This is a genomic window from Bordetella genomosp. 2 (assembly GCF_002261345.1).
Classification (GTDB): domain Bacteria; phylum Pseudomonadota; class Gammaproteobacteria; order Burkholderiales; family Burkholderiaceae_B; genus Bordetella_A.
This window is the reverse complement of sequence record NZ_NEVT01000006.1, coordinates 1,321,426-1,346,441: the sequence shown is the minus strand read 5'-3', so window position 1 is coordinate 1,346,441 and position 25,016 is coordinate 1,321,426. Positions and strand designations below refer to the sequence as shown.

The following is a 25,016-nucleotide window of genomic DNA, read 5'->3' as shown; positions in this document are numbered from 1 at the left end:
GGTCTGGTTCCCGCAGGGGAGCCGGGCCCTTTTTGCGTCGGCAGCCGATGCGCCGCGCCGAAGGCCTGGAAGGTGCCTCGCTCCGAAGGTGTCTGACACCCGGCTGCGGCGGCGGCATGTCGTGGGTGTCTCCTGGGGTGTCAGACACCTCATGCCGCGTTGGAAGGTGCCTCGCTCCGAAGGTGTCTGACACCCCGGCCGCGGCGGCGGCATGCCGTGGGTGTCTCCTGGGGTGTCAGACACCTCATGCCGCCCCGGGGCGTCTGCATGCACGCCAGGACGCCTGCTCCCCGCCGCCGCGCTCCAGGTGGCTCAGGGGAGGGCGGCGATGCGGGCCGCTTCGCGGGCCGATGCGTCCAGCATGGCGCCATGGCCCAGGCCGGGGAAGGAACGGTAATACACCGCCAGCCCCGGCGTGTCGGCCAGTTCGGCTGCCAGGGCGCGGGCATTGGCGGTGGCGCCGGCGGGGCGGGACGTCGCGCGCCCGGCCCGCGAACGCTCTTCTTCGCCGACCCACAGGTACAGCTGGCGCGGCGCGGCGCCGCAGCAGCCGGCGGTGTCGAGCGTGCGCAGGCGTTCCGTCATGTAAGGCGCATGCCACCACAGCGACGGACTGGCCGCCACATAGCGCTGGAAGGCCTGGGGGCGGGTCCGCAGCGCGTGCAGCACGAACAGGCCGCCGTACGAGTGGCCGTACAGCGTCTGGCGCGTCTCGTCGAGGCGGGCGGCCGCCCGCGCCAGCGGCTTGACGCGCTGCTCGATCAGCTCCAGCCAGGCGTCGGCGCCGCCGTTGCGGCGGCCGGGCTGGCGCGGATCGGGGCTGCCCTGCGCGGGCGCGTCGGGCAGCCGGGGCGTGTAGTCCCAGGCGCGCGCGTGCACGTCCAGGCGCGCATCGACGTCGTAGCCGATGCCCACCAGCACCGCCCCTGGCGCGCGGCCGGCGGCGGCCAGCACTTGCAGGGTGGCATTGCCATCCAGCAGGTATAGCACCGGCCAGCCGCCGGCGGGCGCGGGGCCGGGCGGCACGACGATCTGCAGGCGCACCGCGCGCTGGCCGTCGCCGCGCGGCAGCACATGCTGCTGCGCCAGGCCCAGCAGCCCCAGGCGGGCGCGCGCCTGGGCCGGCGTCATGCCGTCGTCCAGCACCGGCTGCGCCGCGGCCGGCGCGCCGCCCAGCAGCGCGCCGCACAGCGCCGCCAGGGCGCAGCGCCGGCGATGGCTGCGCGGCCGCATTAGTAGGTCACCGTCATGGTGGCGTAATAGGCGCGGCCCGGTTCGTTGTACGTGGCGGCGCCGGCCGACGAGGCATTGCCTTCGCGGTAGAGCTGCTTGTCGAACAGGTTGCTGACCCCGACGCGGAACCGCAGGTTCTTGTTGGGCACGTAGCCCACGCTCAGGCCCACCAGGGCGTAGGGGCTGATGGTCTGCAAGCCGCTGTCCTCCAGGTTCTCGCCGGTGCGCAGGTTGGTCTTCGGGCCCTTCTGCTTGCCATAGTAGGTCAGGTTGGCCTGGAACGACCATTGCGAGGTGTAGTACCAGTCCAGCGTGCTGTTGATGGTGTATTCCGGGATCACGCTGAGCGGTTCGCCGGTATCCTTGTTCTTCGACTGCAGCATGTAGGTGAAGTTGGTGTTCCAGTCCAGGGCCGGCGTGAGCGGAATGAACAGGTTGCCTTCCAGGCCTTCCACCACCGCCTTGCCGCTGTTGGTCCACTGCAGCACGCGCGCGCCATTGGGCAGCCGGTACATGAATTCCGTATCCGCCACGATCTTGTTCTTGTAGTCGTTGCGGAAGTACGCCGCGCTGGTGCGCCACGTGCCGGGGTCGTACTCGAAGCCGATCTCCTTGTTGACGCTGATCTCGGGCTTGAGGTTCTCGTTGCCCACCAGGTAGCACCCGCCCGAATTGGTCTCCGATTGCAGGCAGCCGTTGCCCCGGCTGTAGAGCAGGTAGTTGGGGTTGGACTGGTACAGGTTGGGCGCCTTGTAGGCGCGCGCGATGCCGCCCTTGATGCGGAACGCGTCGGTGGCCGCGTACGAGGCGTTCAGGCTGGGGCTCCAGTTGCTGCCGAACTCGCTGTTGTGGTCGAAGCGCAGGCCCGGCGTCAGCGTGGTGCGCAAGCCCGCCTCGATGTTGTCTTCGACGAACAGGGCGTAGCTGTTCTGCTTGGTCTTGGTGGGGCGGTCGCTGCCGGCCGTGTTGCCGATGGTGCCGCCCGTGCCCGAGTAAGTCTGGCGCATGGCCGCCGGGTCATCGAGCGATTCGCGCAGGTATTCCACGCCGATCGTGGCCACCTGCTGCCAGCCGAGCCGGAACGGCACGCTGACCTCGCCGGCCGCGCGCAGGTTCTTCAGGCGCGCGGTGTCGCGGCCCTGGTCCACCGGGGCGCCCTCGGGGCCGCCCGCCAGGCCTTCCATCTGGCGCGCGTTGCGCGTGTAGTCGTACGACAGCGACGCGCGCGAGGTGCCCCAGTCGTAGTCGCCGCGGTGCGTCAAGCCGAAGTTCTCGCGGTACATGGCGTTGGTTTCTTCGCCGTACAGGCTGTCCGAGAAATCGCTGTTGGCGTTGTTCATGGTGTCGCCGGCGAACAGGTTGCCCTGGCGGCTGAACCCCATCTCCAGGTCGACCGTGTTGCGGGTGTCCGGGCGCCACGAGAACAGTGCGTTCAGGTCCTGGTTGATCACGCCTTCGCGGCCCGAGGTCTCCGGGTTGCCGTTGTCGGACGTCGCCGCGTGGCCGGCGTTGATATCGCGCGAGTCCGGGTTGGTCTTGTTGTAGTTGCCGTAGATCCGCATGCTCAGCGTCTCGCTGATCGGGCTGGACAGCCGCATGTTGATGCGGTTGGTGTTGCCCTCGTCGCTGTCTTCCGGCTGGTTCAGGTAATACGTGGCGGACGCCGTGGGCTTGTCGCTGGGCTGCTTGGTGATGATGTTCACCACCCCGCCCATGGCGCCGGAGCCGTAGCGCGCCGCGGCCGGGCCGCGGATCACTTCGATGCGCTCCACTTCCTCGGCCGGCACCCAGTTGCTGTCGCCGCGCGTGTCGCGGTCGCCGCTCCAGCCATAGCGCACCGCATTGCGCGAGTTGACCGGCTTGCCGTCGATCAGGATCAGGGTGTTCTCCGGGCCCATGCCGCGGATATCGATCTGGCGGCTGTTGCCGCGCGCCCCGCTGGCGCTGTTGCCGGTCAAGTTGACGCCCGGCTCGCGGCGGATCAGGTCCGACAGGTCGTTGGTGGGCGGGCGGCGCTCGATTTCGTCGGCCGTGATGACCGATACCCCCAGCGATTCCTTGATTTCTTCCTCGGCCGTGCCCAGCACTTGCACGGCGGCCATTTCCTGGACCTGGGCGGGGTCTTGCGCCGGGGCCGCATGCTGGGCCAGGGCGGCGCCGGACAAGGCGAAGCTGACGACGGCGCCGACGCAAGGGCGCGTGTAAGGGGGCGTGGACATGCCGGATTCTCCGAGTGCGCAATAAGCGGCGCGCCCCGGTTGCCCGGCGACGCGCCCGATATGGTTTAATCGGTAATGATTTCTAATATCATTTGACGTTCAACATTATGTCAGGCAAGCATCATGGCGGGCTTTGTCGGGCCGCCAGAAAGCTTTGCCTGATCCTCATTTGCCATGACATCAGCGTTCCCCGAGATCGGTTCTTCCCCGCGGCGCGCAGCCCAGCTGTATGTGCCGGCCTTGCGCGAACAGGCGCGCCACGGCACGGCGCAGTACGCGGTCGTCGCGCCCGGCACGCAGCGGCCGGTGTTCGAGGGCCTGGTCCATACCGTGCCGCTGGCCGATGGCCTGATCCTGCACCGGGTCGACGCGCGCGACCTGCAGGGGGTGGCCGTGCATGCCGTCCTGCGGCCGGGCCTGCGGGTGGCGCTGACCATTGGCGGCAAAGCCGATGTCAGTTTCGGAAGACATCGTCTGCTGCTGGGGCCGCGGCCCGGCGGCGGCGCCAGCGGCGCGCTGGTGGCGGTCGTCGAGCCCACCGCCTTCGTGCGCCAGTCGCGGCGCGGCGACATCGAACGCACCGTCAGCCTGACCTTCGGCGCGGACTGGCTGCGGCGCCGTTTCGGCGATGACGCCGGGCACCCCTGCCTGGCGTTCGCCGGCCGACACCTGGCGCTCTGCCCGTGGCAGGCTTCGGCGCAGGCGGTCGCGCTGGTCGAGCAGATGCTGGCGCCGCCCGACCTCGATCCGGCGCTGTGGCGGCTATACCAGGAGTCGCGCGCGCTCGACCTGGCGGTCGAGGCCTTCGCCTGCCTGGGCGGCGGCGCGCCCGTGCGCATGGGCGCCGGGCTGGGCCGGCGCGAGCGCGCCCGCATGGAGCAGGTGCGTGAACTGCTCGACAGCGGCCAGGCCGACGATTTCACGCTGGAGCAGATCGCGCGCCATGCCTGCGTCAGCGTCAACACGCTGCAGCGGCATTTCCGCGCGGCCTGGGGCACGACCGTGTTCGCCTACCTGCGCGACGCGCGCCTGGCGCGCGCCCGGCTGGCGCTGGAGCGCGAGGCGGTCAGCGTGGCCCAGGCCGCGTGGATCGCCGGCTATTCCAGCCCGGAGAACTTCGCCACGGCATTTCGCCGGCGCTACGGCGTGCCGCCAGGGCGGGTAGGGCGGCTGCGCTAGCCGCCACCGGCGCGCCGGGCCGCTAGCGCCGGTTCAGCGACAGGCGGGGCAAGGCCGGCGGGCTGATGAGCCGGTCCCGCGGGAGGTCGATGCCGTGGGCGCGGTATTGTTCCAGCGCGGACCACAGCAGGCTTTCATCGAGCCCGAGTTCCAGCAGCGACCGGCAAAGCCGCCGCATATCCGCCCACGCCGCGTGCCGGCGGGTGGCTACGCGGCGGCTGACTTCCAGGTCGACGAACGCGACCTGTTCGCGGGATGCGTGCGGGAGGACGAAGACCTCTTTGGGATACAGGTGGCCATGCTTGCGGCGCGCCAGGTGCAGGGGCGCAATGGCGCTGACGATCCTGCCGAGTATCCGGGCCAGGTCCGCGCGGCTCCAGTATCCGGCGGCCAAGCCGCTTTGCAGGCTCACGTAGCCGTCCAGGGCCTTGGTGACGAGCAGCGCCTGCCAGGCCGCGTGCGAGCGCCGCATGTCGAAGCAGACCACGGCCGGGGTGGGAATGCCCAGGCGCTTGCAGATCCGCAGGTTGTGCCATTCGCGCAGCAGGGTGGGGCGCCCGCCCGGGTAGCGCAACGACCGGAACAGATGATTCGTCTGACGCTTGATGTAGTAGGCGCCGGAATCGAGTTCGAGGCGCTGCACGCCGCTTTCACCGCCACGCCGCCGGTTGGCCGGCTCCACCCATGAGCCTTGGGCGTTCCACCAGAAGGAGGCGGCGCTCGCCGCTTCCCGCGCTGTCATACTCGTCAACATACGCGGGATGATAGTGAGGGCGCGCCGCTATAAACAGTGAAGTTTTGGTAATGTCGGACGTATCGGCGCGCGGCACGACGGCGCAAGGCGGCAGGCCGTCTTGCGCAATATCGAACGACTGCGCAAGACGGCGTGATCCATTGAATTGATTGGTCGGGGCGGCGGGATTCGAACTCGCGACCCTCTGCTCCCAAAGCAGATGCGCTACCAGGCTGCGCTACGCCCCGACGGAACTGCTGCTTGCCGGGCGGGATGACTGCCTTTCCGCACCGGCGACGGGGGTGGATTGTACCCGAGAGTGCGCAAGCCCGCCCGCTACGCCCCGGAGCGGGAGCGGCGCTCGACCCGTACGACGATGACGGCGCCGACGATCACCATGGCCGCCAGGGCGAACCAGGTAATGGCATACGACAGGTGGTGGTTGCGGAAGTGCAGCACGGTCAGGCCCGGCACCGGCGCCACGGCCGGGTCGGGCGCCGGCTGCGGCCCTCTGGCGGCATCGATGAAGTAGGGCGCCGCCTGGCCCAGGCCGCGCGCCGCGGCGATGGCCTGGGTATCGCGCGAATACCAGAGGTCCTGGGCCGGGTCGTTGTGGCGCAGGAACGGGAAATCGGGCTCGGACATGCGCAGCAGCCCGGTCACCTGGGTTTCGCCGGTCGGCGCCGCCGCGGCCGGCCGCTTGCGCCAGGCCGGCAGCACGAAGCCGCGGTTGACCAGCACCGTGCCGCCGCCGCGCAGTTCCATCGGCGTCATGACCCAGTAGCCGCTGCCGTAGTCGGTGGTGGCCTGGACCAGGGTCTCGCGGTCGTGGCGCAGCGTGCCGGTGGCGCGGACGGGGCGGTATTCGTCGCCGCCGCGGCTCAGGGCGGGCCATTGCGCCGGCCCGGGCGCCTCGACGGCGGGCAGGTGGGCGCGCTGCTCGACCTGCGAGATCAGTTCCATTTTCCAGGCGCGGCGCTGCACCTGCCAGACGCCCAGCGAGCAGAACCCGACGAACAGGATGGCGGCCAGCAGGACCAGAAAAATCAGTTTGGCCGCGCGGCGCGGCCGGCCGGGGGAATGCGTCGGGTCGGGGGCGTTCAAGGAATTTTTCGCATGTCTTGCGGCGACATGGGCATCATGTTGTGGTCAAGGTGGTACATGATCCAGATCGAGCCGCTGAGGGTGATGACCAGCAGCACCAGCGTGAAGACGATGGAAAGCATGTTCCAGCCGCCTTCGGCCTGGAAGTCTACGTGCAGGAAGTATATGACATGCACCACGACCTGGACCGCGGCGATGGCCAGGATCACGATGCTGGTCACCCGCGAGCTGGAGAACAGCCCGCCCATGACGATGAAGAACGGAATGGCGGTCAGGATCGCGGCCAGCGCGAAGCCCAGCAGGTAGCCGTGCAGCGAGGCATGGGCCAGCGGGTCTTCTTCTTCGTGGTGGGGTTGATGGCCGGAAGTCGTCGGGGCGCTCATGGCAGTACTCCCATCAGGTAGACCACGGTGAAGACGCCGATCCAGATCACGTCGAGAAAGTGCCAGAACATCGACAGGCACATCAGGCGGCGCTTGTTGGGGATGGTCAGGCCGTGCATGCGGATCTGCGCCATCAGCACCACCAGCCAGATGATGCCGAAGGTGACGTGCAGCCCGTGCGTGCCGACCAGGGTGAAGAACGACGACAGGAAGGCGCTGCGCTGCGGGCCGGCGCCGATGTGGATGAGGTGGGAGAATTCGTAGAGCTCCAGGCCCAGGAAGCCGGCGCCGAGCAGCCCGGTGACGCCCAGCCAGCCGAGCAGCGAGCCGACCCGGCCCTTGCGGCCCTGCAGCAGCGCAAAACCGTAGGTGATGGAGGAGAACAGCAGCAGCGCGGTGTTGATCGCCACCAGCGGCAGGTCGAACAGGTCGGCGCCGGTCGGACCGCCGTCATAGTTGCGGCCCAGCACCCCGTAGGTGGCGAACAGGCAGGCGAAGATGAGGCAGTCGCTCATCAGGTACACCCAGAAGCCCAGCAGGGTGCCGTTCTTCACATGGTGCTCGCCCTTCAGGTGGAACTGCCGGCCGGAGTCGGCCTGTATGGAAGCGGAGAGTTCAGACATGGGCAGCCAGCAAGCGGGTGCGATCGTCCTCGCAGCGGGCGACGTAGTCGGCCGGCACGTAGTAATCGCGGTTGTAGTTGAAGGTATGGAACACCGTGACGCCGACCAGCGCCGCGAAGGCCAGGACCGCGACCGGCCACATGTGCCAGATCAGCGCGAAGCCCAGCACCAGCGAGAGCCCGGCCAGCACGATGCCGGCCCAGGTGTTGGCCGGCATGTGGATGGGGATGAAGCCGTCCACCGGCCGCGCGTAGCCCAGCTGCTTCATCTGCCACCAGGCGTCGCGGTCGTGCACCAGCGGCGTGAAGGCGAAGTTGTAGACCGGCGGCGGCGAGGCGGTGGACCATTCCAGGGTGCGGCCGTCCCAGGGGTCGCCGGTGTGGTCGCGCAGGGCCTCGCGGCGCCGGAAGCTGACCACCAGCTGGATGATGAAGCAGGCGATGCCGCCGGCGATCAGCAGCGCGCCCAGCGCGGCCAGCTGGAACCAGATCTGCAGCGAGGCGTCCTCGAAATGGCTCATGCGGCGCGTGACGCCCAGCAGGCCGAGCACGTACAGCGGCATGAAGGCCAGGTAGAAGCCCACCAGCCAGAGCCAGAACGACCACTTGCCCCAGTACGGATCGAGGCGGTAGCCGAAGGCCTTGGGGAACCAGTAGGTGATGCCGGCCAGCAGGCCGAACAGCACGCCGCCGATGATCACGTTGTGAAAGTGCGCGATCAGGAACAGGCTGTTGTGCAGGGCGAAATCCGCCGGCGGCACCGCCAGCAGCACGCCGGTCATGCCGCCGATCACGAAGGTGACCATGAAGCCGACGGTCCACAGCATCGGCACCTCGAAGCGGATGCGGCCGCGGTACATGGTGAACAGCCAGTTGAACACCTTCGCCCCGGTGGGAATCGAGATGATCATGGTCGTGATGCCGAAGAACGAGTTGACGCTCGCGCCCGACCCCATGGTGAAGAAGTGGTGCAGCCAGACCAAGTAGGACAGCACGGTGATGACGACCGTGGCGTAGACCATCGAGGCGTAGCCGAACAGCCGCTTGCGGCAGAAGGTGGGCACGACTTCCGAGAAGATGCCGAAGGCCGGCAGGATCAGGATGTACACCTCGGGATGGCCCCAGATCCAGACCAGGTTCACGTACATCATGGCGTTGCCGCCGCCGTCGGCCGTGAAGAAATTGGTGCCGACATAGCGGTCCAGGGCCAGCAGGGCCAGCACCGCCGTCAGCACCGGGAAGGCGGCGACGATCAGGATATTGGTGCACAGCGAGGTCCAGGTGAAGATCGGCATGCGCATCATGTTCATGCCCGGCGCGCGCATCTTGACGATGGTCACCAGCAGGTTGACCCCCGATAGCAGCGTGCCCACCCCGGCTATCTGCAATGCCCAGATGTAGTAGTCGACGCCCACGTCCGGACTGTGCAGGATGCCCGACAGCGGTGGATAGGCCAGCCAGCCGGTGCGCGCGAACTCGCCCACGAACAGGGACATCATGACCAGCACGGCGCCGGTGACGGTCATCCAGAAGCTGAAATTGTTGAGGAACGGAAAGGCCACGTCGCGCGCGCCGATCTGCAGCGGCACGATGTAGTTCATCAGGCCGGTCACCAGCGGCATGGCTACGAAAAAGATCATGATCACGCCATGGGCGGTGAAGATCTGGTCGTAGTGGTGCGGCGGCAGGTAGCCCAGGTTGTCGCCGAACGCGATGGCTTGCTGCGCCCGCATCATCAGGGCGTCGGCAAAGCCGCGCAGCAGCATGACCAGGCCCAGCACCACGTACATGATGCCGATTTTCTTGTGGTCGATGCTGGTGAACCATTCCCGCCACAGGTAGCCCCACAGGCGGTAATAGGTGATGGCGCCGAGGATGGCGATGGCCCCCAGCGCGACGACCACGAAGGTCACCAGCAGGATCGGCTCGTGGAACGGGATCGCTTCCCAGGTCAGGCGCCCGAACAAGAGGCTCTCGGTGGCTGGATGATCGGACATTTGGTGTTCCCGCAAGGTTCGTTCATCGAACATCAACTGGGCGAGCGCGCGGCCGGCCTTACATGGGGCGCGCGGGCCCGGGCGGCGGCGCTTCCAGCGCGGCCTGCCTGGGCGCGCGGCAGATCGCCTCGGCGATGTCGCGCATGCAGCGGCTGCCAGGCTCCACGCAGCGGTCCACGATGGCGCCGTACAGGTCGGGGTCGACCGCGCCGTAGCGCTGCACCGGCGCGGCCACGCTGGGCTGCTCGAGGCGCAGGTAGGCGGCGCGGTCGAGGGTGTTGCCGGACGCCTTGCCGGCCTGCCCCCACTGGTCGAATTCCGCCTGCGACAGGCCATGGAACTTGAAGCGCATCTGCGAGAAGCCGGCGCCGCTGTAGTTGGCCGAGAAGCCGTCGTAGACGCCGGGATGGTTGATGACCGCGTGCAGGCGCGTCTGCATGCCCGGCATGGCGTAGATCTGGCCGGCCAGCGCGGGGATGAAGAACGAGTTCATCACCGTCGACGAGGTGATCTTGAACTCGATGGGGCGGTCGACCGGGGCGGCCAGCTCGTTGACGGTGGCGATGCCCTGCTCGGGGTAGAGGAACAGCCATTTCCAGTCGAGCGCCACCACCTGCACTTCGAGCGGCCGGGTGTCGGCCGGGATGGGGCGCTGGGCATCCAGGCGCGCCAGCGGCCGGTAGGGGTCGAGCTGGTGGGTGCTGACCCAGGTCAGCGCGCTCAGCGCGATGATGATCAGCAGCGGCGCCGCCCAGATGAGCAGTTCCAGGATGGTGGAGTGGTCCCAGTCGGGCGAGTAGGGGGCGTCGGTATTGCTTTCGCGGTAGCGCCAGGCGAACCACAGCGTGGCCGCGATGACCGGCACGATGATCAGCAGCATCAGGCCGGTGGACACCAGGATGATGTCGCGCAGCTGCCACGCCACGTCGCCGGATGGTGACAGCAGCACGGCCTTGCTGCAGCCGCCGAGGGCGCCGGCCACGGCAAGGATCAGTGCGCATCGCAGCTTTCTGAAGAACGGCACGAACATGCAGCCCCCCTGAGAGATAAGCTCAGCCCGGACGACGGATATTCGCAACCCTACTCTGGAAGATGTGAAAAATCTAGAGTAAAAAGGAAGGCACCGGTTTGCAGGGCGCCGGCGTTCGCGCGGGCGACAAGGCTGTTTTCCACCTCAGACGGAGCGAGCCAACGTATGTCCAGCACCGTGTCGCAGTACCCGGCGGGCGCCCACGAAGCCGGCCATTCCAATGTCGCGCCCGGGGAAATCGCGGTCGGCGTGGTCATCGGCCGGGCATCCGAATACTTCGATTTCTTCGTGTTCGGCATCGCCTGTGTTGCCGTCTTCCCACAGATTTTCTTCCCCTTCGAAACCCCGCTGTACGGCACGCTGTGGTCGTTCGTGATCTTTTCGTTCGCGTTCATCTGCCGGCCGTTCGGCACCGCCATCTTCATGGCGGTGCAGCGCCGCTGGGGGCGCGGCCCGAAATTGACGCTGGCGCTGTTCATGCTGGGCACGGCCACGGCGGGCATGGCGTTCCTGCCCGGCTACGAGACGCTCGGGCCGATGGCGATCGCCCTGCTGGCGATTTTCCGCTGCCTGCAGGGCATCGCGCTGGGCGGCTCGTGGGACGGCCTGCCGTCGCTGCTGGCGCTGAACGCGCCGCCCGACCGGCGCGGCTGGTACGCGATGATCGGCCAGCTCGGCGCCCCGGTGGGCTTCATGCTGGCCGGCGCGATTTTCCTGTACCTGTTCAGCACGCTCAGCCGCCAGGACCTGGTCGACTGGGGCTGGCGCTACCCGTTCTTCGTGGCGTTCGCGATCAACGTGGTGGCGCTGTTCGCGCGGCTGCGGCTGGTGCTCACCGAAGAGTACACGCGCCTGCTCGAAGAGCGCGAGCTGTCGCCGATCCGGGTGTCCGAGGTCATCGACGAGCAGGCCTACAACGTCTTCATCGGCGCCTTCGCGGCCCTGGCGAGCTACGCCTTGTTCCACCTGGTGACGATTTTCCCGCTGTCATGGATCAGCCTGCGCGGCGAACGGTCGCTGGCCAGCGTGCTGAGCGTGCAGATCGTCGGCGCCGCCATCAGCTTCGTCGGCACCCTCGTTTCCGGCTGGATGGCCGACCGCGCCGGCCGCCGCAAGACGCTGGGCACGCTGGCGGTGCTGATCGGCCTGTTCGCGCTGTCCGTGCCGTGGCTGCTGGGCGGCGGCGCGGCGGGCGAGAATATCTTCATCCTGTGCGGGTTCGCCCTGCTGGGGCTGTCGTATGGCCAGGCCTCGGGCACCGTGACGTCGAATTTCTCGATGCATTTCCGTTATACCGGCGCGGCGCTCACCGCCGACATGGCCTGGCTGTTCGGCGCCGCGTTCGCGCCGCTGGTGGCGCTGGGGCTGTCGACCGAATTCGGCCTGATCGCGGCCAGCACCTACCTGATTTCCGGCGCGGTCTGCACGCTGGTGGCCTTGAAGATCAACCGGTTGGTCGAAACCCACTGAATGCCGGGCCGTGCCGCCCCGGCGCCTTGCGCGCGCGGCGGCACGGCCAGTGGCTCAGCCCGCGACGCGGAAGCGCTCGGCGTCGTCCATGAATGCTTTTTCGCCGAAGCCGGCTTCGTTGGAGCCGAACGGCATCTGCGCGCGCAGCTTCCACGAGGCGGGAATGTTCCATGCGCGCGCCACGGCGGCGTCGATCAGCGGGTTGTAGTGCTGCAGGCTGGCGCCCACGTCGGCGTTGGCCAGGGCAGACCACACCGACAGCTGGGCCATGCCGCCCGCCTGCTCGGACCAGACCGGGAAGTTGTCGGCGTAGAGGGCGAATTTCTCCTGCAGGCTGCGCACCACGTCCTGGTCTTCGAAGAACAGCACCGTGCCCACGCCGGCCGCGAAGCTCTTGAGCTTGGCCTCGGTCTTGTCGAAGCCTTCGGCCGGCGCGACCTTGCGGACTTCCTCGATGGCGATGTCCCACAGCTTTTCGCTTTCCGCGCCGAACAGCACCAGCGCGCGCGAGCTCTGCGAATTGAAGGACGACGGGCTGTGCTTGATCGCGTCCTGGATCAGGGCCAGCAGTTCCTCCTTGGAGGCGGACAGGTTGCGGCCCAGGGCGTATTGGGTGCGGCGCTTCTTCAGCGCGTCCAGGTAAGCATTGTTCATGGGTAATCTTCCAACTGGTAGATAGACAGGTGCAGGCATTCTAACTGTCGCATCCTGGTCCGGTAACCGGCTTTCCCTGGAACAAACTGTTCCTTATATGGTACGAATCAAGCTGGCGGTCCGCGGGCGGGCCGCCCGGACCACGAGCGCAACAGGAGACGCGACCATGACGATCTGGCAGGAGATCTGGGCCACGGTCTACGCCGAGTTCAGCGACATTCCCGACGTCGGCGAGGCCACCCGCATCGTGCTGCGCCTGGGCATGGCCTTCGTGCTGGGCGGGCTGCTGGGCTACGAGCGCGAGCGCAGCGGCAAGGCCGCGGGCCTGCGCACCCACATGCTGGTGGCGCTGGGCGCGGCCCTGTTCGTGCTGGTGCCGCTGCAGGCCGGCATGCAGGTGGGCGACCTGAGCCGCGTGCTGCAGGGCGTGATCGCCGGCATCGGGTTCCTGGGGGCGGGAGCCATCATCAAGCTCGGCGGCGAACGCGAGATCCGCGGCCTGACCACCTCGGCCAGCATCTGGATGACGGCGGCCATCGGCGTGGCCGCCGGGATGGGGCGGGAAGCCACGGCGGTGGTCAGCACCCTGATCGCGCTGTTCGTGCTGGCGGTGCTGCGCCGGGTCGAGAAGCGGATCGAAGAAAAAGAAGCGGGGTGAGGGTGGCTGCAGGAAGTGGGCCGCCAGCATCAGCCCTCTTCGTATACCGAAAATCGTGAGGCCCTGCTTTGTGCAGGACAAGCAAGGGTAATCACTAGGCTTTTGGGCAAGAATCGTATATAGAATACAAGCCAATTTCGCACGGCATGCGCAGTCGACCGTCGCTGAACGTAGTGCATTTATTGCAAGGCAGTTCCTGCCTGCGGGATCGCGCAGGCGCGATATCCAGTCTGGAGAAGCCATGTCCTGCTCTCGCCGTCGCTTGCTCGGCGCTTTTGCCGCGCTGCCCCTCCTGGCGCGTCCGGCCCGCGCGCAAACCGATTTTCCGTCGCGTCCGGTACGGCTGGTCGTGGGCTTCGCGCCGGGCGGCCTGACCGATACCGCCGCCCGCGCCCTCGCCGAACGCATGGCAAAGGCGCTGGACAACCCGGTGGTGGTTGAGAACCGGCCGGGCGGGCAAGCCATCATCGCGACCGTCGCGGTGGCGCGCGCCGCCCCCGACGGCTACACACTGGCTTTCGCCGGCACCAACGGCATGATCCTCAACCCCCTGCTGTACAACAACCTGCCGTACCGGCAGGCCGATTTCCGCCAACTGGGGTCGATGGGCCGGTCGCCGATGCTGCTGATCGTCCATCCCGATCTGGGCGTGAACGATGTCCAGCAATTCATCGCGCTGGCCAGGCAAAAGCCCGGCGCGATCACCTGCGCCCATGCCGGGCGCGGCATCATCAACCACCTGGCGCTGCTGCACTTCCAGTCGCGCACCGGCACGCAATTCCAGGACGTGCCCTACAAGGGCAGCGGGCCGGCCCTGCTGGACCTGATGGCGGGCACGGTGCAAAGCACGTTCGATTTCCCGACCTCGGCGCTGGCGCATATTCGCGCCGGCAAGCTGAAGGCATTGGCCGTGACGGCCGACCAGCGGCTGAGCAGCCTGCCGGATGTGCCGACCATGCGGGAAGCCGGGCTGGATGACTTCGAGCTGTATACGCGCATGATGATCTCCGGCCCTGCCGGCATGCCCGACGACGTCGTGCGCATCCTGGAAAAGGCGGTTGGCGAAGGGACGCGCGATCCCGGCCTGGTTCGCCAGTTCGCCGAACAGGGCGTGACGGTGGTGTATACGCCCGGGGCGGAACTGGACAAGGTGATCGCGCAGGAATCGGCCATGTGGGCCAAGGTCATCGAGGCCAACAAGCTGCCCAGGGTCGACCTGAAGAGTTGAGGAGGATGAGTCCATGCCGCCGAGCATAAGCGTGGCGCCCGCGCGGGCGCTGATCGACGTCGAACGCGATATCCGCATCACGGGGTTTGCGGCGCACAGCCTGGTGACGGTGACGGCCGGGATGCAGATGTGCGGCATGGCATGGCGTTCGCGCGCCGTGTTCCTGGCCGACCATGACGGCAGCCTGGACCTGCGCCACGCCAGCCCGGTCGAGGGCGATTATGCCGAGCCCTCGGCCATGGGCATCGTCTGGTCCATGCGCTGCGACGACGTGAATCGCGTGGTGTTCCCACCCGATCGCACCGATGCGCTGGAGGTCCACATCGAGGCCAGCGATGGCGAGCGCCGGGCGGGGGCGACTCTGGTGCAGGAATTCCTCGCGCCCGGCGTGCGGCACGAGGCCGTGCGCGCGCAACGGGGCGGCATGTCCCTGTCTGGCGAGCTGTACACCCCCGCCGGGGCCGGCCCGCATCCCCTGGTGATCTACATGAACGGCTCTTCCGGCGGCGTCAATGCGCCGCGCGCCGCGCTGTTCGCCGCGCACGGCTATCAGTGCCTGGCGCTGGCCATTTTCAATTACGAAGGGCGGCCCCGGTATCTCAACCGCATGCCATTGGAGTACTTCGAGCAGGCGCTGCTATGGAGCCGCGAACAACTGCGTCCGCGCGACGGCTTCGTGGCGCTGTCGGGCATCAGCCGCGGCGGCGAGGCCACGCTGCTGGTGGCCTCGCAGTATCCGGAACTGGTCTCCGCGGTGCTGGCCTATGTGCCGTCGCCGGTCATGCATGGCGTGGTCAGCGCGGGCGAGCCGGGCAGCGGGCGCAACGCCCAGGTCTGGACGCTGCGGGGCGAGCCCCTGCCGCACCTGTGGCAGGACAACGCGCTGGGCGATTGGGACGCCGCCTATGCGTGCGACCCGCCGTACCGGCAGAGCCGCGCGTTCCTGTCGGCCACGCTCGACCGGGCGGCGTTCGAGCGCGCGCGCATCCCGGTCGAGCGGTTCGGCGGCCCCATGCTGCTGGTCAGCGCGTCCGACGACGGCTTCTGGCCCAGCACCGCCTACGCGGAACTGGTCATGCGGCGGCGCCAGGCCGCCGGCCTGCCCACCGAGCATTTCGTCTGCGCCGGGGCCGGGCATCATGTGCACTATCCGCACCTGCCGGCTACCTTGATCAGCAAGCCGCACGCCATGTCGGGGCTGCTGCTGGACGCCGGCGGCACCCCGGCGGCCAATGCCGCGGGCAACGCCGGGTCCTATCGCGCCGCGCTGGCGTTCCTGGCGGCGGCGCGCCAGCCGGCCGCCTGAGGGCGGCAAGCGGGGCGGGCCGGGTCTACAATCCCGACGCCCGCTTGTTTTCCCGCGCATATCCATGACCTCAGCTTCCGAGCCGCGGCGCCTGGCGCATCCTGCGCTGGGCATCGCCGTTTTCCTGGCGCTCGCCGCCATCGGCCTCTACTACGTGAAGTGGTCGCCGTATTATCACCGCGCCTTCGTGGCCGCCGAAACCCATTCCATCGGTTCGTCGATCCTGACGGGCGCCGCGGCGCAGCCGCCGGCGGCCTCGCTGGACGCGGCGCTGCAGTATGCGCTGGCCTATGGCAAGGCGATCTGGCAGGCCATGGTGCTGGGCCTGCTGCTGGGTTCGGCGGTGCAGGCGCTGCTGCCGCGCCGCTGGATCGTGCGCGCGCTGGGCGGCACGGGCCTGGGCAGCGTGGTGGCCGGCGGCCTGTTGTCCGTGCCGGCCATGATGTGCACCTGCTGCGCCGCGCCGGTGGTTGCCGGGCTGCGCAAATGCCAGGCGGCGCCGGGCAGCGCGGTGGCGTTCTGGCTCGGCAACACCATGCTCAATCCCGCCACGCTGGTCTTCATGGGGTTCGTGCTGGGCTGGCACTGGATGGGGCTGCGCCTGGCGCTGGGCGTGGTGCTGGTATTCGGCCTGGGCTGGCTGCTCAACCGCATGAGCCGCGGCGGCCAGCGCGGCTTCGACGCCGGGCAGATGGCGGTCCTGCAGGCCCAGGCGCAGGCCGCCGGGCTCGACGACCCCAATCCCTTCAGGCGCTGGCTGTCGCTGTGCGCGCGCATGGCGCTGCGGCTGGTGCCCGAGTACATCGTGCTGGTGCTGCTGCTGGGCGCGGCCCGCGCCTGGCTGTTTCCGCAGATCGGGCCGGACGTGGACAACCACATCCTGTGGATACTCGGGCTGGCGGTGGCCGGCGCGCTATTCGTCATTCCCACCGCCGGCGAAGTGCCGATCGTCCAGGCCATGCTGTCGCTGGGCATGGCCGCCGGCCCGGCGGCCGCGCTGCTGATGACGCTGCCGCCCGTCAGCCTGCCGTCGCTGGCCATGGTGGCGCGCTCGTTCCGCGCGGCGGAGCTGGTGGCGCTGGTGCTGGGCGTGGTGGCGATGGGCCTGGCGGCGGCCGGGGCGGCGATCGTGCTGGGGTTCTAGCGCAGCTCAGGCATCGGCGGGCCGACGTGGCAGGCCCCAGGCGGCCAGGAAGCGGTCGATCAGCGGATCGCTGTCGTCGGCGATGCGCACCAGTTCCAGCGTGAAGCTGATCTTCAGGTCGCCGGCGGCGCGAAAGACCACGCCCGGGCCCCATTGCGGGCTGAATGACATCGGCGCGATGGCATAACCCAGCCCCGCGCATACCATGCCCAGCATGGCCTGGATGTCGGCCGCCGAGATGCGGCAATGGCGCGGGTCGAAACCGGCGGACAGGCAGGCGTCGACGACTTTGTCGTAATGGACGGGCGAGGCTTCGCGGGGGAACATGATCATGGGCAAGCCAGCCAGGTCGCCCATCGTCAGCCCCTTGCGCTGCCGCGCTTGCGGCCAATGGCCCGGCAGGGCGATGCCCATCGTTTCCTCGCATACGCCGGTGCCCAGGAAACTTGCGTCGAACGGCGAGCGCCAGGCAGCCAGGCAGACATCGATCTTGCGCTGCTTGAGCAGGTTCAGCAGCTCACTGGACCGGAACGCCTCGACGTGGATTTCCAGTTCCGGCGCCTGTTGGCGCAGCGTCCCGATGGCGGCGGCGAGCTGCGGCATGGCGCTGTATCCAGGCATGATGCCGAGGCGGATGCGGCCGGTCATGCCGTGCGAGGCAATCTTGAGCTGTTCGCCGAGCGCCAGCGTGCGCGACAGTATGTCGCGCGCGAGCGTTTGCAGTTCCTGCCCGGGCCGGGTCGGTACGACGCCGCCGGGCAGGCGCACCAGCAGCCTGGTGCCGAGCTGGTGTTCCAGCGAGGCGATGTGGCGAGACAGGGCGGGTTGGGCGATGTGCAGGTTGCGCGCGGCCGCGGCAATGCTGCCCGAGTCGCATACTTGCAGAAAGTACCGTAGCTGCTTGAGTTCCACGTCCGCCCCCGTGCTGGCGTATGCCGAAAAAGTATAGGCTCTATAGCGAAGTAGCATTTGCGGCTTCGCTTGCGCAGGTCCTAGCATCATCCATATCACCACAAAATCCAAGGGGTATGACGATGAATGGCCAGGCCGCTGCGTCTCACGAACTCCGCTCTATGTCGGGCCAGCATAGGCCAGCCGCGAATCGGGAGCTGGCCACGTACTTCAGCGACGTCGAGCTGGACCGGCCGGGAAAGCAGGCCGGCTATGTGTACTTTCCGCATTCGCCGCACGACGATGCGTGGGGTACGGTGCGGGTGCCGATCGCCGTGCTGTCCAACGGGTCCGGCCCGACCGTGCTGCTCGAGGGCGGCAACCATGGCGATGAATATGAAGGGCCGATCGTGCTCGGCGAGCTCATCCGGACGCTGCGGGCGGACCAGGTGCGGGGCCGCCTGATCATCATTCCGGCCATCAATGCTCCCGCGGTCGATGCTGGCCGGCGCACTTCGCCGGTCGACGACAAGAACATGAACCGGGTCTTCCCCGGCGACCACGCAGGCACCCTGACCGACCAGATTGCCGCGTTCGTCAACGACGAGCTGATTCCGCGCGCGGACGCGTTTCTCAGCCTGCACTCGGGCGGATCCTCCTTGAACATCGTTCCCAGCACGATCGTCATGCCCAGCGGCGACCCGGCCCAGTTCCGGCGCTGCCTGGATGCCGCGGCGGCGTTCGGGGCGCCGATGTGCGTGGTGATGGACAACCTGGGCGACCGGCGGCTGTGCGTGACCGCGGCCATGGCGGCGGGGCTGACCTGCGTCAGCACCGAGATGGCGGGCGGCGGCCTGGTCAACCCGGAGGCCGCCGAATTGTGCCGGGCCGGGACGCGGCGGGTGCTGGACCTGTGGGGCGTGCTGGCGGATGCGCGCCAGGCGCCCGCGGCTGCCCCGGAGCGGGCCTACAGCGAGATCAGCGGCGCGCAGGCCTACGTGATCGCCTCGGAGCAGGGAATCTTCGAGCCCGCCGCCCGCCTGGGCCAGGCGGTCCGGGCCGGCGACCTGGCCGGGCGGATCCACTTCCTCACCGCACCGCATAAAGCGCCGGCCGAGTTGCTGTTCCGCGATTCCGGCGTCGTGTACGCGATCCGGCAATTCGGCCGTGTACAGCCCGGCAACACCTGCATGGTGGTCGCCGGTGAGAAGGCCGCCAAAACCGCTTGAGGCCTGGGAGATCAGCGATGAGTTTGTCCGCCGGGCACAGGCTGCCCTCCGGCGCCGCCAACTGCGCGGCCATGCCTGCCGCCGAACGCGTGGACCGCAAGGCGGTCGTCGCGGCCACGGTCGGCTGCATGCTCGAATGGTATGACTTCGCGCTGTACGGCTACTTTTCCGTGCTGTTGTCGCGGCTGTTCTTTCCCGCCGAATCAGAATGGGTCTCGCTGCTGCTGGCCGTCGCCACGTTCGGCGTCGGATTCGCGATGCGCCCGGTCGGCGCCCTGGTGCTGGGCACGGTGGCCGACCGGCTGGGCCGCCGGGTGGCGCTGAACTGGGCGATCTCCACCATGGTGCTGGGCACTGCCATCATCACGTTCACGCCGGCCTACGCAACCATCGGCTTGTGGGCGCCGGCCCTCATCGTCGTGGCGCGCCTGATCCAGGGTTTCTCGGCCGGCGGCGAGATGGGTACGGCCGTGGCTTTCCTGATCGAGCACGCGCCCCGCCAGCGCCGCATGCTCTATGCCAGTTTCCAGCAATTGACGCAGTTGCTCGCCTTGTTGCTGGGGTCGCTGGTCGGCGCCGCGGTCAACGGCTGGATGTCGCCCGCCGACCTGGAGTCCTGGGGCTGGCGCCTGCCGTTCGCGCTGGGGCTGGTGATCGGGCCGGTCGGCTGGTATATCCGCCGGCATACCGAGGAACCGCGGGAGTTCGCGCAGGTCCTGGCCCGGCGCCGGGAGCAGGGCTCCGAGGCGGCCGCCTCTCCCTGGAGCGCGGTCCGACGTTATCCGCGCGAGACCCTGGCAGGTTTCTGCATCACGATCCTGTGGACGGTGGGCACGTATTTTTTCCTGGTGTACATGCCGACCTACGCGGTGCGCGAGCTGCATTTGCCGGCGACCGTCTCGTTGTTGAGCAATTCGGCCGCGCTGCTGACGGCCGCATTTTTCCTGCCCCTCTTCGCCATCGCCGCGGACCGCTGGGGGCCGCGTCCGATCCTGCTGGCTGCGGCGCTGGCGATGATGGCGCTGTGCTATCCCCTGATGGCATGGCTTGCGGCCGCGCCGGGGACGATGGTCCTGGTTGCGGTGCAATGTATCTTCGCGGTCATTCTGGCGGCCTTCACCGGACCCGCCAGCGGCGCGATCGCCGCGTTGTTTCCGGCCGATGTCCGTTCGACCGGTGTCTCCATCGCCTATAACTTCGCGGTTACGCTGTTTGGCGGATTCGCGTCCTTCATCGCCACCTGGCTGATCGGCGTGACAGGCAGCTCGCTTGCGCCGGTCTGGTATGTCGGGTTCGCGGCCGCGGCCGCCGTGGCGGGCGCGGCGATTTTCCCTGAGCATGCCGGCCGTGGCCGGCAATAGGTATGCCCATGTCATTACATGTCCTGACTCCTGTCCTGCATTCGATCGAACTCGGCGCGGCCGTCGGGCTCGATGTCTCGCTGAAACTGGAATGCGTCCAGCCCAGCGGTTCGTTCAAAATACGCGGCGTGGGCCATGCCTGCGCGCGCAAGATGGCGGACGGCGCGCGACGTTTCATATCCTCGTCCGGCGGCAACGCCGGCTATGCCGTCGCCTATGCCGGCCGGCGGCTGGGGGCCGAGGTCGTCGTCGTGGTGCCCGCCACGACTTCGGAGCGCGCCAAGAGCCTGATCGGCCAGGAAGGCGCGCACGTCATCGTGCATGGCCGTAGCTGGCAGGAAGCCAACGAACACGCGCTGTCCCTGCTGACGCCGGATTCGGCCTTCATCCACCCATTCGACGATCCGCTGCTCTGGGAAGGGCACGGCACCCTGGTTGACGAGCTGGCCGCGCAAATGGACCGGCCGGACGTGATCATCTGCTCGGTGGGCGGCGGCGGCCTGCTGGCAGGCGTGGCGGCCGGCCTGCGGCGCAACGGCTGGGACGCAACGGGGATCCTGGCCGTGGAAACGGCCGGCGCCGCCTCGTATGCCGCTGCCCTGGCTGCCGGCCGGCCAGTGGAAATCGATGCGATCAGCACGGTGGCTACATCGCTGGGAGCCCGGCGCGTGTGCTCGCAGGCGCTGGCGCTGGCGGAGGAATTGACCGTCAAGAGCCACGTGGTCGGCGACGCGGCGGCCATACGCGGCAGCGCGGACCTGCTGGATGCGCATCGCTTGCTGACCGAACCGGCCTGCGGCGCCTCGATTGCCGGCCTGCAGGCCGTGCGCACGCAGTATCCGGAGGCGCGCAGCGCGGTTGTCGTGGTGTGCGGCGGCGTGGGCGTGACCCGCGAGCAGCTGAACCGCTGGCTGGCCGCGACCTGACCGGCCGGGCGGGCCGCGCGCCGCCGCCGAATGCGGCGACGCGCGGCGCGGTCACTTGCCCCGCATCAGGTCGATCAGGCGGCGGTCGCGCTTGGTCGGCCGCCCCGCGGCGATGCCGTGGGCGGGTTCCGGGGCCAGGCGCCGCAGTTCCGCGGCCCGTTCGCGCGCGGCAATGCTGCCGGGCGTTTCTTCATACAGTTGGCGCGCCACCGGCGCCGGGCCGCGCACGGCGCTCAGCGCGCGCACCCGCGCCTGGATGGCGGGGTCTTCCTTGCGCACGCTGACCAGGTCGCCGACGGCGATTTCGCGCGCGGGCTTGGCGGGCTGGTCGTTGACCAGCACCCGCCCCTTGCCGATTTCCTGCGCGGCCAGGCTGCGGGTCTTGTAGAAGCGGGCCGCCCACAGCCATTTGTCGAGTCGCATTTTGTCTGCCATAGGCGTCATTCTAGCGGCCGGCCGCCGCTCAATCGCGGTCCGGCGCGCCCAGCGGGAAGAATGCCCGGTACGGCCGCGCCTCGTCGACCGCTCGCGCGAACGACGGCCGCTGCAGCAGCCGGCGGCGGTAGGCGGCGACGTTGGGGTAGGCGTCGCCGATGGGGTGGGTCCAGTCGGCGTAGAACAGGAAGGGCGCGGCGGCGCAGTCGGCCAGGGTGAAATCCGGCCCGGCGGCCCAGGTCCGGCCTGGCAGCATGCGCTCCAGCCAGGCATAGGAAGTTTCCAGCATGTCGCGCGCCTGCCGCACGCCATGGGGGTCGCGCGCCTCGGGCGGGCGCAGGGCGTCGAACACGACCTTCTGCTGCGGCGTGGCGACGTAGTTGTCGAAGAACCGGTCCAGCATGCGCACTTGCAGGGCGGCGGCCGGGTCGGCCGGGATCAGCCGCAACGGGCCGGGGTGGTGCACCGCCAGGTGCTCGATGATGCAGGTCGCCTCCATGACGGTGTGCGCGCCGTCCACCAGCAGCGGAAAGCGCTTCATCGGCCACAGTTCGGCCAGCCGCCGCATGGCCGGGCTGTCGGGGCCTTCGAGCAACTGCGGCTCGAACGGGATGGCGTTTTCATAGAACGCGATGAGCGCCTTCTGGCAATACGAGGAAAAGGGGTGGAAAAACAGTTGCAGAGCCATGTTCGCAGTCTCCTGGTTGGGACGGGACGGGTTCGTCCTGACAGACGACGAACGGCGCGGCCCGGAATCGACATCCTGGCCGGGGCGGCCGCCCGTTCGCCGCCCCGGGCTTGTGCTAATCTGTTTCATGCCGGACGCGCCGCGTTTACCCCGCTCGCGATCCGGCTGCGGCCGACTGCGCGGTTACCTCCAGCAGCCGGCCTTTGCACCAGACAACGCATGACACAATCAAGCGTGGAGACAATACATGAGCCAATACGGGCCATTGAAATTGCACGTCCCCGAGCCCACCGGACGGCCGGGTTGCAAGACCGATTTCTCTTATCTGCGCCTCTCGCCGGCCGGCGAGATTCCCAAGCCCCCCATTGACGTTGCCGCGGTCGACACCGGCGAGCTGGCCTATCGGCTGGTGCGCGTGCTGGACGACGATGGCCGCGCGGTCGGCCCCTGGGCGCCGGACCTGGCGCCCGAGGTGCTGCGGGCCGGCATGCGCGCCATGCTCAAGACCCGCATCTTCGACGCGCGCATGCTCACCGCGCAGCGCCAGAAGAAGATCTCATTCTATATGCAGAGCCTGGGCGAGGAGGCGATCGGCTCGGCCCACGCGCTGGCGCTGGAGCCGGGCGACATGTGCTTTCCCACGTACCGGCAGCAGAGCATCCTGCTGACCCGCGATGTGTCGCTGGTCGAAATGATGTGCCAGCTCATGTCCAACGAGCGCGACCCGCTCAAGGGCCGCCAGCTGCCGGTCATGTATTCGAAGCGCGAAGCGGGGTTCTTCACCATCTCGGGCAACCTGGCCACCCAGTTCATCCAGGCGGTGGGCTGGGGCATGGCCTCGGCCATCAAGGGCGACACCCGCATCGCGTCGGCCTGGATCGGCGACGGCGCCACGGCCGAGGCCGATTTCCACACCGCGCTGACCTTCGCGCACGTGTACCGCGCGCCGGTCATTCTGAACGTGGTCAACAACCAGTGGGCCATCTCCACCTTCCAGGCCATCGCCGGCGGCGAAGGCACGACCTTTGCCGGCCGCGGCGTGGGCTGCGGCATCGCGTCGCTGCGGGTGGACGGCAATGACTTCCTGGCGGTGTACGCCGCCTCGCAGTGGGCCGCCGAGCGCGCCCGCCGCAACCTGGGCCCGACGCTGATCGAATGGGTCACCTACCGGGCCGGCCCGCATTCCACTTCCGACGACCCGTCCAAGTACCGTCCCGGCGACGACTGGAGCCACTTCCCGCTGGGCGACCCGATCGCGCGCTTCAAGCAGCACCTGGTCGGCCTGGGGATCTGGTCGGACCGCCAGCACGACGAGCTCAAGGCCGAGCTCGAGGCCGAGATCCTGGCCGCCCAGAAAGAGGCCGAGAGCTACGGCACGCTGGTGGACGGGCACGTGCCCAGCGCCGCCAGCATTTTCGAGGACGTGTACAAGGACATGCCGGAGCATCTGCGCCGGCAGCGCCAAGAGCTGGGAGTCTGATCATGGCGAGCGACAAGAATATGGGTCCGGCGACCACGTCGATGACCATGATCCAGGCTTTGCGTTCGGCCATGGATGTCATGCTGGAACGCGACAGCAACGTGGTGGTGTTCGGCCAGGACGTCGGCTATTTCGGCGGCGTGTTCCGCTGCACCGAGGGCCTGCAGGCCAAGTACGGCACCTCGCGCGTGTTCGACGCGCCCATTTCCGAGGGCGGCATCGTCGGCGTGGCGGTGGGCATGGGCGCCTACGGCCTGCGGCCGGTGTGCGAGATCCAGTTCGCGGATTATTTCTATCCGGCCTCCGACCAGATCGTGTCGGAAGCCGCGCGGCTGCGTTACCGCTCGGCCGGCGAATTCATCGCGCCCATGACCATCCGCATGCCGTGCGGCGGCGGCATCTACGGCGGGCAGACGCACAGCCAGAGTCCCGAAGCCATGTTCACGCAGGTGTGCGGCCTGCGCACCGTGCTGCCGTCCAACCCGTACGACGCCAAGGGCCTGCTGATCGCCGCCATCGAGAGCGACGACCCGGTGATCTTCCTGGAGCCCAAGCGCTTGTACAACGGCCCGTTCGATGGCCACCACGACCAGCCGGTCACGCCGTGGAGCAAGCATCCCGCCAGCCAGGTGCCGACCGGCTACTACACCGTGCCGCTGGAATCGGCCGCCATTGTGCGGCCGGGCAGCGAACTGACGGTGCTGACCTACGGCACCACCGTGCACGTATCGCTGGCCGCCGCCGAGGAGACCGGCCTGGATGCCGAGATCATCGACCTGCGCAGCCTGTGGCCGCTGGACCTGGACACCATTGTCGAGTCGGTGCGCAAGACCGGCCGCTGCGTGGTGGTGCACGAGGCCACCCGCACTTGCGGCTTTGGCGCCGAGCTGGTGTCGCTGGTGCAGGAACATTGCTTCCACCACCTGGAAGCGCCTATCGAACGCGTCACCGGCTGGGACACGCCTTACCCGCATGCGCAGGAATGGGCGTATTTCCCCGGGCCGGCCCGCGTGGGCGCGGCGCTGCAACGCGTGATGGAGGCCTGA

The 25,016-nt window shown here is 68.5% G+C and carries 23 protein-coding genes and 1 tRNA gene; 11 read left to right on the top strand and 13 right to left on the bottom strand.

From position 1 onward, the window contains the following. Nucleotides 1–312: 312 nt before the first annotated feature. Nucleotides 313–1,233, bottom strand: coding sequence for an alpha/beta hydrolase (locus CAL24_RS16575; protein WP_094807228.1), 921 nt, complete (start codon nucleotides 1,231–1,233; stop codon nucleotides 313–315). Further along, nucleotides 1,233–3,452 (bottom strand): TonB-dependent siderophore receptor, encoded by a 2,220-nt coding sequence (locus CAL24_RS16570; protein WP_028353223.1) that lies wholly within the window; start codon nucleotides 3,450–3,452, stop codon nucleotides 1,233–1,235. Before CAL24_RS16570 ends, CAL24_RS16575 begins: the two co-directional genes overlap by 1 nt. A gap of 174 nt (nucleotides 3,453–3,626) precedes the next feature. Here CAL24_RS16570 and CAL24_RS16565 point away from each other — a divergent pair, with 174 nt between their 5' ends. Then, nucleotides 3,627–4,631, top strand: a complete 1,005-nt coding sequence (locus CAL24_RS16565; RefSeq protein WP_094807227.1) for a helix-turn-helix transcriptional regulator — start codon at nucleotides 3,627–3,629, stop codon at nucleotides 4,629–4,631. Between the two features lie 22 nt (nucleotides 4,632–4,653). Here CAL24_RS16565 and CAL24_RS16560 read toward each other — a convergent pair whose 3' ends face one another. The 7 genes from CAL24_RS16560 to cyoA form a co-directional block, all read right to left on the bottom strand. Then, the gene (locus CAL24_RS16560) at nucleotides 4,654–5,373 is read right to left on the bottom strand and encodes a lipopolysaccharide kinase InaA family protein (RefSeq protein ID WP_170947098.1); all 720 of its coding nucleotides are present in this window, start codon (nucleotides 5,371–5,373) and stop codon (nucleotides 4,654–4,656) included. A 162-nt stretch (nucleotides 5,374–5,535) separates the two neighbouring features. Then, a tRNA-Pro gene (locus tag CAL24_RS16555) sits at nucleotides 5,536–5,612 on the bottom strand. Nucleotides 5,613–5,700: 88 nt separating this feature from the next. After that, the gene (locus tag CAL24_RS16550; RefSeq protein ID WP_249278554.1) at nucleotides 5,701–6,468 is read right to left on the bottom strand and encodes an SURF1 family protein; all 768 of its coding nucleotides are present in this window, start codon (nucleotides 6,466–6,468) and stop codon (nucleotides 5,701–5,703) included. After that, the gene (cyoD, locus tag CAL24_RS16545) at nucleotides 6,465–6,851 is read right to left on the bottom strand and encodes a cytochrome o ubiquinol oxidase subunit IV (RefSeq protein ID WP_028353226.1); all 387 of its coding nucleotides are present in this window, start codon (nucleotides 6,849–6,851) and stop codon (nucleotides 6,465–6,467) included. Before cyoD ends, CAL24_RS16550 begins: the two co-directional genes overlap by 4 nt. After that, complete coding sequence (gene cyoC / locus CAL24_RS16540) at nucleotides 6,848–7,474, bottom strand: cytochrome o ubiquinol oxidase subunit III (RefSeq protein ID WP_094807225.1); 627 nt, start codon at nucleotides 7,472–7,474, stop codon at nucleotides 6,848–6,850. Before cyoC ends, cyoD begins: the two co-directional genes overlap by 4 nt. Then, nucleotides 7,467–9,470 (bottom strand): cytochrome o ubiquinol oxidase subunit I, encoded by a 2,004-nt coding sequence (gene cyoB, locus CAL24_RS16535; protein WP_028353228.1) that lies wholly within the window; start codon nucleotides 9,468–9,470, stop codon nucleotides 7,467–7,469. Before cyoB ends, cyoC begins: the two co-directional genes overlap by 8 nt. A gap of 58 nt (nucleotides 9,471–9,528) precedes the next feature. After that, a complete protein-coding gene (gene cyoA / locus CAL24_RS16530) occupies nucleotides 9,529–10,500 on the bottom strand; it encodes a ubiquinol oxidase subunit II (RefSeq protein WP_094807224.1) in 972 nt (323 codons plus the stop codon). A 165-nt stretch (nucleotides 10,501–10,665) separates the two neighbouring features. Between cyoA and CAL24_RS16525 the strand changes: the two genes are divergently transcribed. Next, nucleotides 10,666–11,970 (top strand): MFS transporter, encoded by a 1,305-nt coding sequence (locus CAL24_RS16525; RefSeq protein ID WP_094807223.1) that lies wholly within the window; start codon nucleotides 10,666–10,668, stop codon nucleotides 11,968–11,970. A 54-nt stretch (nucleotides 11,971–12,024) separates the two neighbouring features. On the opposite strand, the gene CAL24_RS16520 is transcribed toward CAL24_RS16525, so the two are convergent. Next, a complete protein-coding gene (locus CAL24_RS16520) occupies nucleotides 12,025–12,624 on the bottom strand; it encodes a nitroreductase family protein (RefSeq protein WP_028353231.1) in 600 nt (199 codons plus the stop codon). 166 nt (nucleotides 12,625–12,790) lie between these two features. On the opposite strand from CAL24_RS16520, the gene CAL24_RS16515 reads away from it, so the two are divergent. From CAL24_RS16515 to CAL24_RS16500, 4 genes are all read left to right on the top strand, one after another. Then, the gene (locus CAL24_RS16515; protein ID WP_011805345.1) at nucleotides 12,791–13,282 is read left to right on the top strand and encodes an MgtC/SapB family protein; all 492 of its coding nucleotides are present in this window, start codon (nucleotides 12,791–12,793) and stop codon (nucleotides 13,280–13,282) included. A 241-nt stretch (nucleotides 13,283–13,523) separates the two neighbouring features. Next, nucleotides 13,524–14,510, top strand: coding sequence for a Bug family tripartite tricarboxylate transporter substrate binding protein (locus CAL24_RS16510; RefSeq protein ID WP_028353241.1), 987 nt, complete (start codon nucleotides 13,524–13,526; stop codon nucleotides 14,508–14,510). Nucleotides 14,511–14,523: 13 nt separating this feature from the next. Next, a complete protein-coding gene (locus CAL24_RS16505) occupies nucleotides 14,524–15,816 on the top strand; it encodes an acyl-CoA thioesterase/bile acid-CoA:amino acid N-acyltransferase family protein (protein ID WP_094807222.1) in 1,293 nt (430 codons plus the stop codon). A gap of 64 nt (nucleotides 15,817–15,880) precedes the next feature. Continuing rightward, on the top strand, nucleotides 15,881–16,960 hold the full coding sequence (locus CAL24_RS16500) for a permease (RefSeq protein ID WP_094807221.1): 1,080 nt from the start codon (nucleotides 15,881–15,883) through the stop codon (nucleotides 16,958–16,960). Nucleotides 16,961–16,966: 6 nt separating this feature from the next. Here CAL24_RS16500 and CAL24_RS16495 read toward each other — a convergent pair whose 3' ends face one another. Then, a complete protein-coding gene (locus CAL24_RS16495) occupies nucleotides 16,967–17,872 on the bottom strand; it encodes a LysR family transcriptional regulator (RefSeq protein WP_170947097.1) in 906 nt (301 codons plus the stop codon). A gap of 161 nt (nucleotides 17,873–18,033) precedes the next feature. Between CAL24_RS16495 and CAL24_RS16490 the strand changes: the two genes are divergently transcribed. Genes CAL24_RS16490 through CAL24_RS16480 form a run of 3 tightly spaced genes read left to right on the top strand, consistent with a single transcriptional unit; the run spans nucleotide 18,034 to nucleotide 21,367 of the window. Continuing rightward, nucleotides 18,034–19,080 (top strand): succinylglutamate desuccinylase/aspartoacylase family protein, encoded by a 1,047-nt coding sequence (locus CAL24_RS16490; protein ID WP_231501676.1) that lies wholly within the window; start codon nucleotides 18,034–18,036, stop codon nucleotides 19,078–19,080. Nucleotides 19,081–19,097: 17 nt separating this feature from the next. Then, nucleotides 19,098–20,441 carry an MFS transporter gene (locus CAL24_RS16485; RefSeq protein WP_249278553.1) on the top strand — a complete coding sequence of 448 codons (1,344 nt, stop codon included), beginning with the start codon at nucleotides 19,098–19,100 and terminating at the stop codon, nucleotides 20,439–20,441. Between the two features lie 8 nt (nucleotides 20,442–20,449). Continuing rightward, nucleotides 20,450–21,367 carry a pyridoxal-phosphate dependent enzyme gene (locus tag CAL24_RS16480; RefSeq protein WP_028353247.1) on the top strand — a complete coding sequence of 306 codons (918 nt, stop codon included), beginning with the start codon at nucleotides 20,450–20,452 and terminating at the stop codon, nucleotides 21,365–21,367. Between the two features lie 51 nt (nucleotides 21,368–21,418). Here the strand turns inward: CAL24_RS16480 and CAL24_RS16475 are convergent, their stop codons facing one another. Next, entirely contained in the window at nucleotides 21,419–21,802 is a 384-nt protein-coding gene (locus tag CAL24_RS16475; RefSeq protein ID WP_028353248.1) for an RNA-binding S4 domain-containing protein, read from the bottom strand. Nucleotides 21,803–21,830: 28 nt separating this feature from the next. Continuing rightward, nucleotides 21,831–22,490, bottom strand: coding sequence for a glutathione S-transferase family protein (locus CAL24_RS16470; protein WP_028353249.1), 660 nt, complete (start codon nucleotides 22,488–22,490; stop codon nucleotides 21,831–21,833). A gap of 247 nt (nucleotides 22,491–22,737) precedes the next feature. Here CAL24_RS16470 and CAL24_RS16465 point away from each other — a divergent pair, with 247 nt between their 5' ends. Then, nucleotides 22,738–23,970: a 3-methyl-2-oxobutanoate dehydrogenase (2-methylpropanoyl-transferring) subunit alpha gene (locus CAL24_RS16465; protein ID WP_028353250.1), complete on the top strand. Its 1,233-nt coding sequence runs from the start codon at nucleotides 22,738–22,740 to the stop codon at nucleotides 23,968–23,970. 2 nt (nucleotides 23,971–23,972) lie between these two features. Next, nucleotides 23,973–25,016: an alpha-ketoacid dehydrogenase subunit beta gene (locus tag CAL24_RS16460; protein ID WP_028353251.1), complete on the top strand. Its 1,044-nt coding sequence runs from the start codon at nucleotides 23,973–23,975 to the stop codon at nucleotides 25,014–25,016.

Excerpts from the sequence above, each read along its gene's own strand:
- cyoD (WP_028353226.1), bottom strand. The coding sequence starts at position 6,851 with ATGAGCGCCCCGACGACTTCCGGCCATCAACCCCACCACGAAGAAGAA.
- CAL24_RS16570 (WP_028353223.1), bottom strand. The coding sequence starts at position 3,452 with ATGTCCACGCCCCCTTACACGCGCCCTTGCGTCGGCGCCGTCGTCAGC.
- CAL24_RS16510 (WP_028353241.1), top strand. The coding sequence starts at position 13,524 with ATGTCCTGCTCTCGCCGTCGCTTGCTCGGCGCTTTTGCCGCGCTGCCC.
- cyoC (WP_094807225.1), bottom strand. The coding sequence starts at position 7,474 with ATGTCTGAACTCTCCGCTTCCATACAGGCCGACTCCGGCCGGCAGTTC.
- CAL24_RS16575 (WP_094807228.1), bottom strand. The coding sequence starts at position 1,233 with ATGCGGCCGCGCAGCCATCGCCGGCGCTGCGCCCTGGCGGCGCTGTGC.
- CAL24_RS16515 (WP_011805345.1), top strand. The coding sequence starts at position 12,791 with ATGACGATCTGGCAGGAGATCTGGGCCACGGTCTACGCCGAGTTCAGC.
- CAL24_RS16475 (WP_028353248.1), bottom strand. The coding sequence starts at position 21,802 with ATGGCAGACAAAATGCGACTCGACAAATGGCTGTGGGCGGCCCGCTTC.
- CAL24_RS16465 (WP_028353250.1), top strand. The coding sequence starts at position 22,738 with ATGAGCCAATACGGGCCATTGAAATTGCACGTCCCCGAGCCCACCGGA.
- CAL24_RS16470 (WP_028353249.1), bottom strand. The coding sequence starts at position 22,490 with ATGGCTCTGCAACTGTTTTTCCACCCCTTTTCCTCGTATTGCCAGAAG.
- cyoB (WP_028353228.1), bottom strand. The coding sequence starts at position 9,470 with ATGTCCGATCATCCAGCCACCGAGAGCCTCTTGTTCGGGCGCCTGACC.
- cyoA (WP_094807224.1), bottom strand. The coding sequence starts at position 10,500 with ATGTTCGTGCCGTTCTTCAGAAAGCTGCGATGCGCACTGATCCTTGCC.
- CAL24_RS16525 (WP_094807223.1), top strand. The coding sequence starts at position 10,666 with ATGTCCAGCACCGTGTCGCAGTACCCGGCGGGCGCCCACGAAGCCGGC.
- CAL24_RS16565 (WP_094807227.1), top strand. The coding sequence starts at position 3,627 with ATGACATCAGCGTTCCCCGAGATCGGTTCTTCCCCGCGGCGCGCAGCC.
- CAL24_RS16505 (WP_094807222.1), top strand. The coding sequence starts at position 14,524 with ATGCCGCCGAGCATAAGCGTGGCGCCCGCGCGGGCGCTGATCGACGTC.
- CAL24_RS16560 (WP_170947098.1), bottom strand. The coding sequence starts at position 5,373 with ATGACAGCGCGGGAAGCGGCGAGCGCCGCCTCCTTCTGGTGGAACGCC.
- CAL24_RS16500 (WP_094807221.1), top strand. The coding sequence starts at position 15,881 with ATGACCTCAGCTTCCGAGCCGCGGCGCCTGGCGCATCCTGCGCTGGGC.
- CAL24_RS16485 (WP_249278553.1), top strand. The coding sequence starts at position 19,098 with ATGAGTTTGTCCGCCGGGCACAGGCTGCCCTCCGGCGCCGCCAACTGC.
- CAL24_RS16520 (WP_028353231.1), bottom strand. The coding sequence starts at position 12,624 with ATGAACAATGCTTACCTGGACGCGCTGAAGAAGCGCCGCACCCAATAC.
- CAL24_RS16460 (WP_028353251.1), top strand. The coding sequence starts at position 23,973 with ATGGCGAGCGACAAGAATATGGGTCCGGCGACCACGTCGATGACCATG.
- CAL24_RS16490 (WP_231501676.1), top strand. The coding sequence starts at position 18,034 with ATGTCGGGCCAGCATAGGCCAGCCGCGAATCGGGAGCTGGCCACGTAC.
- CAL24_RS16480 (WP_028353247.1), top strand. The coding sequence starts at position 20,450 with ATGTCATTACATGTCCTGACTCCTGTCCTGCATTCGATCGAACTCGGC.